This window comes from Pedobacter cryoconitis, assembly GCF_014200605.1.
GTDB classification, from domain to species: domain Bacteria; phylum Bacteroidota; class Bacteroidia; order Sphingobacteriales; family Sphingobacteriaceae; genus Pedobacter; species Pedobacter cryoconitis_B.
This window is the reverse complement of the sequence record NZ_JACHCE010000001.1, coordinates 859,877-872,485: the sequence shown is the minus strand read 5'-3', so window position 1 is coordinate 872,485 and position 12,609 is coordinate 859,877. Positions and strand designations below refer to the sequence as shown.

Sequence of the window (12,609 nt, the reverse complement as noted above, 5' to 3'; positions counted from 1 at the left end):
TTTTGTATCTTTGCGCAAAATGCAAGCTGTTCTATCGCTGTAAGTAATGCTTTTAGCATCTTAAAGAGGAAAGTCCGGGCAACACAGAGCATCTCGCTTCCTAACGGGAAGAGGTTTGGGATTGAAGACCTGAATTATGGAAAGTGCCGCAGAAAATATACCGCCGATGGCCTGTAAAGGGCACAGGTAAGGTTGAAATCGCGAGGTAAGAGCTCACGAATTTTCCAGGTGACTGGAAAGGCTGGTAAACCCCGGGAGTTGAAAGACCAAATAGGCTGACGCATGTAGGGCTGCTCGTCCGATGTCAGTGGGTAGGTCGTTAGAGATAAATGGCAACGTTTATAGTAGATTAATGGTAGAAGCCCTGATTTATCAGGGTACAGAACCCGGCTTACAGGCTTGCATTTTTTTATTTAATCTGCATTTTTTCATAATTAGTAAATATATTCGTATCCGATAAAGACTAACATACCCTATGGCTAAATTATTAATAATTGATGATGAACGTGCGATAAGAAGCACATTACGTGAGATCTTAGAGTATGAGAATTACGAGGTTGAAGATATTGATAATGGAGTTGATGGATTAGATCTGATTAAAAAAAAGAAATACGATCTGGTTCTGTGTGATATAAAAATGAATAAGATGGATGGTATGGAAGTGCTTGAGCAAGCATTGGCCTACAGTCCTGATTTACCATTTATTATGATCTCAGGTCATGGTACAGTAGAGACAGCAATTGAAGCGAGCAAAAAAGGAGCTTTTGATTTCATCTCTAAGCCACCTGATTTAAACCGTTTACTAATTACTGTCAGAAATGCACTGGACAGAGGCAATCTGGTTACTGAAACTAAAGTATTAAAACGCAGGGTTAGTAAAACAAGAGATATTCTGGGCAGTTCAGAGAATATCAATAAAATTAAAGAAACTATTGAGCGCGTTGCCCCTACTGAAGCCCGTGTATTGATTACAGGTGCAAATGGAAGTGGTAAAGAATTGGTAGCCCGTTGGTTACATGAAAAATCAAACCGTTCTGAAAGCCCTTTAATTGAAGTTAACTGTGCAGCAATTCCATCAGAATTGATAGAAAGTGAACTTTTCGGTCACGAAAAAGGATCATTTACTTCGGCTGTAAAACAACGCATTGGTAAATTTGAACTGGCTAATGGTGGTACTTTATTCCTGGATGAAATCGGGGATATGAGTCTGTCAGCCCAGGCAAAAGTACTTCGTGCATTGCAGGAACATAAAATCACACGTGTTGGCGGTGAGAAAGAATTAGAAGTTAATGTTCGTGTACTTGCTGCAACGAACAAAGACCTGATGAAAGAAATTGAAGATGGTAATTTCAGAATGGATTTATACCACCGTCTGAATGTAATCAATATCCATGTACCTCATTTAACTGAACGCAGAGAAGATATTCCTGAGATCGCTATGAGCTTTTTAGAGGACATCTGTAAAGATTACGGCATGCCTGTTAAAAAGATAAGTGAAGCTGGAATGGTTGCTTTACAAAACTTACCGTGGACAGGAAACGTACGTGAGTTACATAATATGATTGAACGTCTGATTATTTTAAGTGATAAAGTAATTTCAGAACATGAAGTAACCGCATTTGCTAATCCGGGTGGTGGAACAAATATTGGCGCAGCTAACCATGGTCATAATGGAAGCGTTAACGGTTCTTCATCCGGGACAACCAATTATGATAAATTCACTAATTTCCAGGATTATAAAGATCATGCAGAAAGAGAATTTATCAAGTTTAAACTGGAAAAAAACAACTGGAACGTCTCTAAAACTGCAGACGATATCGATATTCAACGCAGTCACCTGTATAGCAAAATCGAGAAATTCGGTTTAAAAAGAGTAACAGAATAACAGCATTTTTTATTATTTAAAACGCTATTAGCGTAAAAAGGGATTAGCATATGCTAATCCCTTTTTACATTTCGGAAAGTTTTACTCTATTTTTTCAAAACATAGTGATCTGCAAGTTTTCCTGTAATCTCTTTACCTTCCATATCCAATTGTATGATCTTGTTCTCTCCTACAAAATATTTGTTTGGGCCGTCTTTGATATCATTTAATGTAATGATCTGACCGGATTTATCCCAGCTGAATTTTCCTTTCTCTTCAAAAACCTTAGCATCACTTTTACCCAGATACTTGGTTTTAATGCTATATGTAAGCTCTTTACCTAATACTATTGTAGTTTCAATGCCTTCACAGTCTGCACAAGGAACAATCCCTTTATAGATACCATCCCAGTCTACGGAGTTCATAGAATTGTGCTGATCACCCATTTTTGTGGTATCAGTTTTTACGCCACCCATAGTTAAGCTGTCTTTACTCAGACTGTCTGCATTTAATTTCTCAGAAGTTTTTGAATTGCTGCATCCCCATAAGGTGCAGGCTGTAATTACAATTGCTAAAAGTTGTTTCGTCATGGTACGTTATTTGTATGTAAACCAGTAAGAAGCAAGAAACAAGCCAATAATAATTCAGTATGAAATATGAGAAATGTTTTATAGCTTCATGTAAATTTAAAGAAACCACAATATGAAAAAACTAATTGTTATGATGCTGTTGGCTGTAATGGCTTTTACAACCACGCAAACATTCGCTCAGACAAAAAAAGATGGTTCAAAGGACATGCGTTATAAAAAGAACAAGCAGCCATTGAAAAAAGATGGAACGCCAGATAAACGTTTCAAAACAAACAAAACAGCGCCTGCAAAAAAGACAACAACAAGTAAAATGACTACACCTGCAAAAAAAGCAGCTTAGGTCTTAGAAACTGTTTAAAATTAAATAGCTTCTTAAAGAATAAATCATTCAAATGCCCTGAAATTATTCAGGGCATTTTATATATCTGAACTACCTATGACAACAAATAGTAAATAATTTACGTTATTTGGGTATAAATAAATTAGATGAAACTAATAAAATATATGAGTACCCTGGTACTCTTTTCTCTGCTGGCACTTGCCGCCTCAGCACAGGATGCTGTAGTGATTGATACTGGCAATTTCGTCAGGGGGACAATACAGGGAACTGATTTTCTTACTGTGGGTCTTAAAAAAGATGATGGAACAGTTGAGAAATACAGTGCAAAGGATATTAAAGAATTTTTGTGGAATGGAGATACCTTTGTCAGCAAACCTTTTGTAGCAAATAAGAAAACTGGTTACCGTTTTTTCAAATTGGTAGAAACAGGAAAACTTAATTTGTATTCCATGGGAGGAAATGTAGGTCCTGTTGAAAAACCAAAACGCCGTGTGCGCTTCTCTCCATCTATAGGCCTTGGTATTGGAACAGGTGGTTACAGTGGTGTTGGAATTGGTGGTGGTGTAAGTTTTGGTGGCAGGGGTGATGATGATGACAGACCAAGAAGAGAACGCCGTGCATTATATTATATAGAAGGACCTGGGGCTGGCGAAATGATGGAAATTACTCCGGACAACTCAGATACCAATACCCAGTATATTAAAAACATTTTAATGGAGAAGATGTCTGACGATAAAGATCTGACAGAACGGATTAAAGGAATAGAATATTTTGATGTAAAATCTATAGCTGCATTGGTAAAGAATTACAATTCAGTTCATCAATAGGCTTAAATCATATGATAAAAAAGCTGTTAATCTTATCCTAAGATTAACAGCTTTTTTATTTTAAGACAGGTCCATTTTTATCTGTTTGACTAATCCTTGTTTTGAAAATCATGCATTTCGTGCATCACCCCTTTTAACTGCTGATATATCTTTTGATAAAAATTAAAATAGGTTTTATAAATAGTGTGATTTTTTTGATCAGGCTCAATATAAGTGATATGCTGCTGATCGGGCAAAGGATAACCTGCTGAAAGACCCGTTGATTTAAAAGCAAGATAAGCAGCTCCTACTGCCGAAGCATCCTCCACACTATATAACAATAGTTTTTTACCGGTAATATCAGCCATGATCTGTAGCCAGATAGTTGAAGTAACAAAACCCCCACTTACATTCAATTGCTTTATTTCTTGTCCCGAATTGGCTAAGGATAATAAAACATCATTTAACGCAAAGCATATTCCCTCAATCAATGCGCGGGTAAAATGAGGCGTCTGATGATTCAGGTGCATTCCAAAAAATGTGCCGCAGCTTTTAGAGTCCCATATCGGAGCCCGCTCTCCTTGCAGATAAGGCAGAAAAATCAACCCTTCAGCTCCCGGGTCAATAGCCTCAGTTTTGCTGAGTGTCTCACTATAATCACTTGCATTAAGCTCTGTCTTTTGAAGAATATTTTTTAAATGCCATTTCAAAGCTATTCCACCGTTATTTACCGGCCCTCCATTGATGAATATTTCCTCATCCAGACGGTAACTAAAATTCATTGCTTTTTCATTGACTACAGCAGAACTTCCTGCTACTCTTAATGCCCCGCTTGTACCTATCGTTAAAGCTGCTATTCCAGGTTTTATAGCACCTGTTCCCAGATTTGCCAGACAGCCATCTGTTGCCCCAATGACAAAGGGTGTTCCTTTTGCTAAAAATGGCAATGTTTTAACAGGATCAAAATCTCTTCTTAAATAACCAGTACTTACCAAAACTGAAAGTTGTTCTGCTTTGATTCCCGCAACGCTTAAAGCCTCCGGATACCAGGTCAGTTTTTTTATATCCATCAACCCCGTACAGGAAGCTACAGAATGATCTATTTCAAAGGTATTGAACAGACGATACCAGATATACTCTTTAATCGATATGAATTTATAAACCGTACTAAAAAGTTGAGGCTGATTTTCTCTGATCCAGCTGATTTTGCATAATGGAGACATAGAGTGAACAGGTGTTCCGGTTGCTTTATATAATTCAGCACCCAAAGCGGAAGCTAATAAAGCATCTGCGACTCCTGTACTTCTGCTATCTGCCCAGGTCATCATTGGTGCCAGTGCCTGACAGTTCTCATCCACTGCAATCACGCTATGCATTGCACAGCTTAAACTGATTGCTGCAGGACTGGATTTCAATTTTGAAACCATCGTCTCAATACTTTGCTGAAAAGCCTGCCAGATTAATTCAGGGTCTTGTTCGCTGTAACCGGGCTGCGCCACATTAGTTGGATAAAAATATTGACTGCTATCGAAAGCTTTATGATCTGTCCCTACCGCTACAGCTTTAGTACTTCCGGTCCCAATGTCTATTCCTAAAATGTATTGCATAATTATTGATTAAGCTGCAATTTAGACTTTAACCTTTCTGATGCAAAATTTTATTCCAAAAGATGAATTTAGTATGTCATCAGCAAAATCTTTAAAACTCTTCTACATAATCCAGGTCCTTGGAAAAGGTTTCTTTCATCCTGCTTAAGGCATAGAATGCAACAGCAAGACTAATGATGGCTACTGTGATCCCCGAATGGATGATATTTCCACCATAAACACCTTTTAATAATTGGAAAAGAAGCGTGAGCGGCACAACAGCACCACGTACAAAATTTGGAACTGTAGTGGTTACTGTAGCTCTTATATTTGTACCAAACTGTTCTGTAGCAATAGTCATAAAAATGACCCAATAGCCTACTGTTAAACCAATTCCACCACATAACCAGTAAAAATGCTGTAAAGTAAGGTCATAAAGTGTGAAATAGGCAATAATCCCAAGGGTAGCCATCGCAAGAAAAATATAAACGACTTTAATTCTGCTTTTTAACCATTGACTGATTAGCCCGCCCGCAATATCACCGATTACAATCCCCCCGTAACACCAGGCTACAGCAGCTCCTGCGCTAACTTCGCCCTGCACACGTAATACTTTACCAAATTCGGGAGATAAGGTAATAAGCACCCCGACAACAAACCACAAGGGGATACCAATCATGATACATCTGATATATTTGACAAACTGCGTTTTATTCCGGAACAGCGCAAAAAAATCACCTCTGTTGCTTGCCTCTTTAGACTCACTGAACATGCCTGATTCTGCCACGCCAATTCTTAGTAAAAGCAATAAAAGCCCTAAACCTCCACCAATAAAAAATGAAGTACGCCAGTCAAAAATCTGTGCAATGAAATAGGCAACTACTGCACCACTCACACCCACTGAGGCAACAATTGTTGTTGCATACCCTCTTTTCTCTTTAGGCATTAGTTCTGCAACCAGTGTAATTCCTGCACCCAGTTCTCCTGCAAGTCCCAGACCTGCAATAAAACGCCAGAACGCATAAGCGTTTACAGAATGTACCAGACCATTGGCTATATTAGCCATTGAGTAAAGGAATATAGATCCGAACAGCACGGATAAACGGCCTTTTCGATCTCCAAGCATCCCCCATAATATACCCCCGATCAGCATTCCAATCATTTGAGTATTTAATAACATGATGCCGGTATCTGTTAATTGAGTGCCACTAAGTCCCAGTGATTTTAAACTGGGGATACGGACGATACTGAATAATAAAAGATCGTAAATGTCTACGAAATAGCCTAAGGACGCTACAAGAATAGCTGCACTTAAGGCAGTGTTAGAGGCTTTATATGGTTGCATTAGGTTGATTGATATTTTGTATAACTAATGTAGTGATTTATGCATCACCTAATTAACTTTCTTTAACAATTGAGATGGGAAATTTCAAATATATTTGCTGTTAATCATTCATTAATCATTTTAAACCCAATCTATTATAGCCAGAACGCTACTTTAATAATCCGATACTAAGTATGACAGGCGTGAATAATACAATTTGGGAGCATCAGCAGCATTGCCAGATCTCTTTACAGTTAGCTGCAGAAGAACTCTTCAATTCTTTAGATGACAGACTTTCGCCCAAAGTCTTCCTGATTGGCGTATTGCTAAAACCGGATATGCATCTTCCTTTTGTGAGTCTGGAATGTCCGGATTGCGAGTATTATATGAAAGATTTTGTTTCTCTTAAAGCCCTTAGCATCCAGCATAGCCTGCTGGTCAAACAAGAAAATGAGGAGGAAAAAGAGAACCATACCGGGCTTCTGAATACAGCATATACCACAGAAATACAACGCATTTTAAGGTCACATGTCAATGGCAAAAACAATGTAAACTTCATTTCTGAACCAGTTTATGTCAATGGTTACCTGGTTTATGCAGTTCTGGAACTGAGCAGACAGATATTAAGTACATTTTATTATCTGACAAAAAACACTCTTCCCTGTGGCCAGTGTATAAGCAGGTCCTTTTTAGAAAGTATTATCAAAGTATATCTGGATGCAGGTGCAAATGCACTGAAGACAAAACCTCAATCAGATTTTAATGTGCTGGCCAAAAGCCGTGATGAGCTGGTCAGTAAAGCCGGGCATGATTTCCTGACCACGGTTTCACTTGCCGGACAAAACCCAGGCGGCCTGCATGTTTTGTTTGATGCCTGTAACACGATCTCTTCTTTAAAATATGAAGGAGAAGAAGGTTTTGGAAAAATGGTTATTGCCCGTCAGCAGCATCCCAATGTTAAGGTGACGATGTTACTGGAAAACCCTATTCATATCAAGGATTTCAGGAAGATGAGAAAATTTCTGGAACTGGCCGATAACAAACAAATGATGCTCTCGGATTCGGTATGGATTTATGGTTTAGGCCAATTAACCGGAAAGTATAATTTTCACGAAGAGTCTTTATTCATTATCCATTTTACTAAACATTTCCATTGGGAAGTTCTGCATAATGATCACATTATGATGTCTGTTTCCTTTAGGATGCCGGCATTACATAATGAAAAAATCAATAGGGAGAAATTCTATTCCAGTTTAAAAAGAGTGTTTCAGGGAATTGAGAAATCAAAATTAAACGCACTCTGGGAGATCACCATGGAGGCAACAAAACAGAAACATGGAACTATATTAGCGATCTCTTCTGAAGCAGACCGTGAGGCAGTCAGGTTAAGCAGCCAGTGTTTCAAGATTAAACCTATGCGGATCAATAAAGATATTATCCATCAGATTACTTCTATTGATGGGGCTGTACTTATTGATATTGATTGTACCTGTCATGCCATAGGCGTTATTTTAGATGGCATAGCCTCTGCCAACGGTGATTCATCCAGAGGTGCCAGATACAATTCGGCAGTCAGATATTATGAGCATATGATCAATAAAGCACAAACGGTACTGGTTGTGATTTCCGAAGATGGTTTGATTGATCTGATTCCGGACCTCAAAGCACAGGTCAAACATTCTACAATTGTAGCACATATCAGAGAGTTAACAAAACTCAGTCAGACGGATAAATATCTGCAAAAGAATTTCAACAGGCTGATGGAGTTCTTTCAGGAACATGATTTTTATCTTTCTCCAAAAGAATGCGGAACTGTTAACAGACTCCGCAGAACGATTGAATTTAAATATAAAGACAGCGATGATGGCGTAAGAATGATCTGGAATAATTTAGTACCAAATGCAGATATGAATATCGGCTATTATATTAAAGAATAATGTTATTGATGTACTAGCAAATTAAAACCGTTTTAATCATATTTGCTTCATATGATCAGAATAGCTTTAGCATCCCCTCCATTTCCAAAGTCGATCTGCGATGGTCTTTACTGGCTTGAAAAACTGGTAAAAGAAGCAGCTCAGAAAAAAGCTGAAATCATTTGCTTTCCAGAATCATATCTTCCAGGTTACCCCGGAATGGGATATGCTCCTGAAGACCGTTCACCCGAAAAACTACAAGAGGCACTGCTTAAAGCAGCTAAAATTGCTGCAGAAAATACTATTGCCATTATCTTGCCAATGGACTGGCACCACACCGGCGGAATTTTAAATTTAGCCTATGTGCTGTCGGCTAGCGGAGAAATATTAGGCTATCAGACCAAAAATCAATTAGACCCCTCTGAGGATAACTTATGGATTCCAGGTACAGAACGTAAGCTTTTTGAGGTAAATGGGTTGAAGTTTGGAATTACGATTTGTCACGAAGGATTCCGCTATCCGGAATCTGTAAGATGGGCAGCACAGCATGACGCTAAAATAGTATTTCATCCACATTTTACAGGAAGCAACACAGACGGCATAAGGCTGACAGAATGGGGTGCAAAAAATAATCCCTATTACGAAAAAGCGGTCATGATGAGGGCTATGGAAAATACAATATACATGGCAAGTTCGAATTTCGCTTCTCTTTACGCTGAATCGGCAAGTTCAATCATAGGACCTGACGGAAACTGTATTCAACACCAGGCTTATGGAAAAGCAGGCATCATAACCGAAGATATTGATCCTGAGCTGGCTACAGGCTTACTGGCCAAAAGATTCAAAAACTCTCTCTATTCTTAAATTGTAACCGATTAAATCTGCTCTAAGGTTCATTCCAATAACATTAGCTAAAAAATGACATACGTCACACTTAATGCAATAAAGTTGCTTCTATATTTGTAGCTCTTTATATCATCATTAATTTTTACGTATATGGCTTTATCAAAAACATCACAGCACCTTGATCATCTTGGAATGACTGCTTCTGCTTTATGTGCTATTCATTGTGCTTTAGTTCCTATATTTTTAACCGCCCTGCCCCTTCTTGGTCTTGAATTTTTAAGTAACGAATGGGTAGAAATTACGATGATTATCATTTCTGTTTTTTTAGGCACGCTTTCATTAAGTATGTCTTACCGCAAACAGCATCATAAATTACTTCCATTTTTTGTGTTATTTACTGGTTTTGCCCTTATTGGCATTGGCCATTTTTCAGGTATAACAAGTCTGGAACCCATCCTGATTCCTTTAGGTGGATTTACAGTTGCAGCAGCTCACCTGATCAATTGGAAATTAAACAGATCTTGTTCACATGACCATAAATAGTAGAATTTGATTATTTTGCCATTATGAAATCTTTAGCTAAGAAAACCTATATTTTATCAGCTGCAATCTCTATGTTATCTTTTGGTGCTTCTGCTCAAAAAACGACTGCCAACGTTGATAATGAAATTTATATTACCACTCATTATACAAAAATTGAGAAACAGATCGCTATGCGGGATGGCATAAAGCTGTTTACTATAATTTATGTCCCAAAGGATAAGACAAAGAAATATCCGGTTATGTATAACCGTACACCTTATAGTGCGGGTCCTTATGGCCCAGAGGTATATAAACCAAGTTTAGGCCCCTCTATGGTTTTCGCAAGAGACGGATATATTTTTGTATATCAGGATGTAAGAGGCAGATATATGTCTGAAGGAGATTTTGTGGCTACCCGTCCTTATATTCCAAATAAGAAGAAAAAGACAGATATAGATGAAACCACGGACAGTTATGATACCATAGACTGGCTGATTAAAAATGTACCGGGAAATAATGGAAAAGTTGGGACCTGGGGAATTTCTGCGCCTGGTTTCTACGCAACAATGACAACCATTGACGCCCATCCTGCACTAAAGGCAGTATCTCCTCAAGCCCCTGTGACAGATTGGTTTATGGGAGATGACCGCCATCATAATGGGGCATTTTTCTTAATGGGGACTTTCTCTTTTTTATCTTATTACGGGGCTCCCAGACCACAGCCAACACCAGATCATGCAGATAAATTCACTGCATACGGCACTCCTGATGCTTATGAGTTTTATAAAAACCTGGGGCCTCTGAAAAATGTAAATGAGAGATATTTCAAAAGAAAAAACCTGATCTGGAATGAAATGGTTGATAATGAAACCTATGATAGTTTTTGGGCTTCACGTACGCCAGTTCCTTATCTTAAAAATATTAAACCAGCGGTAATGACTGTTGGCGGATGGTTTGATCAGGAGGATTTATATGGACCGCTAAAAACTTTTGCTGGTATTGAAAAGAATAAACCAGCTGAACCAAACTATCTTGTTATGGGGCCCTGGACACATGGAAGCTGGATAAGAGGCAATAATGATTACTTAGGAAATGTAAGGTTTTATTCAGAAACTGGTCCTTATTACAGAGAACAAATTGAACTTGCCTTTTTCAACCATTATCTGAAAGGGACCACTGATCCTGATCTGCCAAAAGCCACCATATTTGAAACAGGCTCTAATCAATGGAAAAAATATACAGCCTGGCCACCAGCTGAAGCAAAAGAAAAACGCCTTTATTTTCATGCTAACGGAAAACTTTCTTTTGAACAGCCTATAGAAAACACCAAAGAATATGACGAATTTATCAGCGACCCTGACAAACCGGTTCCTTATACAAATGAAATAAGGATTGACAGAGGCAGTGATTTTATGTATGAAGATCAACGTTTCGCTGCTTCCAGACCTGATGTACTGGTTTATCAAACAGGAATACTTGAAAACGACGTCGTCATCTCAGGCCACCTTTTTGCCGATTTATTCGTTTCTACAACTGGTACTGATGCCGACTTTATTGTAAAACTGATTGATGTATATCCTGGCGATGCGCCAGATGACAGTCCAAATCCTCATACCAAAATGGGTAGCTTCCAACAATTAGTACGTGGTGAGGTTATGCGGTCTAAATTTAGAAATAGTTTCGCAAATCCAGAGCCTATGGTTCCTGGTGAAGTAACTGAAGTCAAATTCGATATGCAGGATGCAGCGCACTGCTTTAAAAAGGGACATAAAATTATGGTTCAGGTTCAAAGCTCCTGGTTCCCGCTGGTAGATCGTAACCCTCAAAAATTTGTTAATATTTATAAAGCCACGGAGGCTGACTTTCAAAAAGCAACCCACCGTGTATATTTCAAAAAGGATAAGGCATCCAGTATTAAAGTCAGTGTGTTATAAAACCTCGACTTCCCAGCTCCGTTTCCAGTCAAGACCTGGCGATAAAGATTGTATACCTTCTTTATCGCTGAGTTGCTGGTTATGATGAATACCATCGGCAATTCCGCACCAGGGTTCCAGACAAACAAAATCAGCATCTTTAGCAGCCCAGATACCAAAAAAAGGAAAATCTATAAAACGGAAATTAAGTCCGTGCTGGTTTTTGGTATTCCTTATTTTAATAGAAGTGCTTTTCAGATCTTTCATTACTAATGCATCATTATAAAATAACTCATGCTGCAGGCTTAGTTTTCGATCATTTAATTGCAGAATCAGGACCTCGTCACTGATCAGGTTATCTTCTATCTGATGAATATTCAGAGATTCATCCTGTGAGAAATCCAGATAGTAATCTTCATATAATGTATCTGCCGTTAAAGGAACAGCGAAAGCCGGATGTCCCCCAACAGAAAATAAAAGATCTGTTTCTCCAGGATTATTTACTTCATAAGTACAGGAAACTGATGCACCTGAAAGTTTATACCGTAAACTGAATTTAAATTCAAAAGGATAAATCTTCAGCGTTTCTTCATTATTAACCAATGTAAATACAGCCTCTGTTTTACTGATCTGCTCAGCTTCAAATTCAAGATCTCTGGCAAAGCCATGACGGGGAAGCTGATAAGATTGATTTCCGACACGATAAGTATTGTTTTTTAATCCACCTACAATGGGGAAAAGAACAGGACTGAATTTCCCCCAGTAAGCTGAATCACCTTTCCATAAATATTCCAGGCCAGTCAGCTTACTCTGGATACTTTGTAACTCTGCACCTTTTGCCGCAACAGCTACTTTGATATTTTCATTTTCAAGTAAAATCATCATTTGATAAAATTAGACAA

Annotated in this window: 11 protein-coding genes and 1 other RNA gene; 8 read left to right on the top strand and 4 right to left on the bottom strand. The window is 38.3% G+C overall.

All coding sequences use genetic code 11. From position 1 onward, the window contains the following. Window positions 1-18: 18 nt before the first annotated feature. Window positions 19-410: RNase P RNA component class A (gene rnpB / locus HDE68_RS03995), an RNA gene on the top strand. Window positions 411-475: 65 nt separating this feature from the next. Next, complete coding sequence (locus HDE68_RS03990; protein WP_183879141.1) at window positions 476-1,885, top strand: sigma-54-dependent transcriptional regulator; 1,410 nt, start codon at window positions 476-478, stop codon at window positions 1,883-1,885. Between the two features lie 86 nt (window positions 1,886-1,971). Here the strand turns inward: HDE68_RS03990 and HDE68_RS03985 are convergent, their stop codons facing one another. Beyond that, complete coding sequence (locus HDE68_RS03985) at window positions 1,972-2,454, bottom strand: copper resistance protein NlpE (protein WP_183879139.1); 483 nt, start codon at window positions 2,452-2,454, stop codon at window positions 1,972-1,974. A gap of 112 nt (window positions 2,455-2,566) precedes the next feature. Between HDE68_RS03985 and HDE68_RS03980 the strand changes: the two genes are divergently transcribed. Both HDE68_RS03980 and HDE68_RS03975 read left to right on the top strand, forming a co-directional pair. Next, window positions 2,567-2,794 carry a hypothetical protein gene (locus HDE68_RS03980; RefSeq protein ID WP_183879136.1) on the top strand — a complete coding sequence of 76 codons (228 nt, stop codon included), beginning with the start codon at window positions 2,567-2,569 and terminating at the stop codon, window positions 2,792-2,794. Between the two features lie 146 nt (window positions 2,795-2,940). Beyond that, window positions 2,941-3,621: a hypothetical protein gene (locus HDE68_RS03975; protein WP_183879134.1), complete on the top strand. Its 681-nt coding sequence runs from the start codon at window positions 2,941-2,943 to the stop codon at window positions 3,619-3,621. Between the two features lie 89 nt (window positions 3,622-3,710). On the opposite strand, the gene HDE68_RS03970 is transcribed toward HDE68_RS03975, so the two are convergent. Together HDE68_RS03970 and HDE68_RS03965 are read right to left on the bottom strand one after the other, a co-directional pair. Continuing rightward, window positions 3,711-5,207, bottom strand: a complete 1,497-nt coding sequence (locus HDE68_RS03970; protein WP_183879132.1) for a gluconokinase — start codon at window positions 5,205-5,207, stop codon at window positions 3,711-3,713. Window positions 5,208-5,298: 91 nt separating this feature from the next. Next, window positions 5,299-6,531, bottom strand: coding sequence for an MFS transporter (locus HDE68_RS03965; protein WP_183879130.1), 1,233 nt, complete (start codon window positions 6,529-6,531; stop codon window positions 5,299-5,301). Window positions 6,532-6,713: 182 nt separating this feature from the next. Between HDE68_RS03965 and HDE68_RS26630 the strand changes: the two genes are divergently transcribed. The 4 genes from HDE68_RS26630 (at window position 6,714) to HDE68_RS03945 (ending at window position 11,728) form a co-directional block, all read left to right on the top strand. Then, window positions 6,714-8,447: a diadenylate cyclase gene (locus HDE68_RS26630; RefSeq protein ID WP_221300658.1), complete on the top strand. Its 1,734-nt coding sequence runs from the start codon at window positions 6,714-6,716 to the stop codon at window positions 8,445-8,447. A gap of 51 nt (window positions 8,448-8,498) precedes the next feature. Then, window positions 8,499-9,290, top strand: a complete 792-nt coding sequence (locus HDE68_RS03955) for a carbon-nitrogen hydrolase family protein (protein ID WP_221300657.1) — start codon at window positions 8,499-8,501, stop codon at window positions 9,288-9,290. A gap of 132 nt (window positions 9,291-9,422) precedes the next feature. After that, window positions 9,423-9,815 carry a MerC domain-containing protein gene (locus HDE68_RS03950; RefSeq protein ID WP_183879128.1) on the top strand — a complete coding sequence of 131 codons (393 nt, stop codon included), beginning with the start codon at window positions 9,423-9,425 and terminating at the stop codon, window positions 9,813-9,815. Between the two features lie 23 nt (window positions 9,816-9,838). Further along, window positions 9,839-11,728 (top strand): CocE/NonD family hydrolase, encoded by a 1,890-nt coding sequence (locus tag HDE68_RS03945; protein WP_183879126.1) that lies wholly within the window; start codon window positions 9,839-9,841, stop codon window positions 11,726-11,728. Here HDE68_RS03945 and HDE68_RS03940 read toward each other — a convergent pair. Then, window positions 11,723-12,592, bottom strand: a complete 870-nt coding sequence (locus HDE68_RS03940) for an aldose 1-epimerase family protein (protein ID WP_260171605.1) — start codon at window positions 12,590-12,592, stop codon at window positions 11,723-11,725. The two genes, HDE68_RS03945 and HDE68_RS03940, sit on opposite strands and share 6 nt — an antisense overlap. Between the last annotated feature and the right edge of the window lie 17 nt (window positions 12,593-12,609).

What these genes read in the sequence shown, in the direction of transcription:
- HDE68_RS03990 (WP_183879141.1), top strand. Translation starts at nt 476, where the DNA reads ATGGCTAAATTATTAATAATTGATGATGAACGTGCGATAAGAAGCACA.
- HDE68_RS03985 (WP_183879139.1), bottom strand. Translation starts at nt 2,454, where the DNA reads ATGACGAAACAACTTTTAGCAATTGTAATTACAGCCTGCACCTTATGG.
- HDE68_RS03980 (WP_183879136.1), top strand. Translation starts at nt 2,567, where the DNA reads ATGAAAAAACTAATTGTTATGATGCTGTTGGCTGTAATGGCTTTTACA.
- HDE68_RS03975 (WP_183879134.1), top strand. Translation starts at nt 2,941, where the DNA reads ATGAAACTAATAAAATATATGAGTACCCTGGTACTCTTTTCTCTGCTG.
- HDE68_RS03970 (WP_183879132.1), bottom strand. Translation starts at nt 5,207, where the DNA reads ATGCAATACATTTTAGGAATAGACATTGGGACCGGAAGTACTAAAGCT.
- HDE68_RS03965 (WP_183879130.1), bottom strand. Translation starts at nt 6,531, where the DNA reads ATGCAACCATATAAAGCCTCTAACACTGCCTTAAGTGCAGCTATTCTT.
- HDE68_RS03955 (WP_221300657.1), top strand. Translation starts at nt 8,499, where the DNA reads ATGATCAGAATAGCTTTAGCATCCCCTCCATTTCCAAAGTCGATCTGC.
- HDE68_RS03950 (WP_183879128.1), top strand. Translation starts at nt 9,423, where the DNA reads ATGGCTTTATCAAAAACATCACAGCACCTTGATCATCTTGGAATGACT.
- HDE68_RS03945 (WP_183879126.1), top strand. Translation starts at nt 9,839, where the DNA reads ATGAAATCTTTAGCTAAGAAAACCTATATTTTATCAGCTGCAATCTCT.
- HDE68_RS03940 (WP_260171605.1), bottom strand. Translation starts at nt 12,592, where the DNA reads ATGATGATTTTACTTGAAAATGAAAATATCAAAGTAGCTGTTGCGGCA.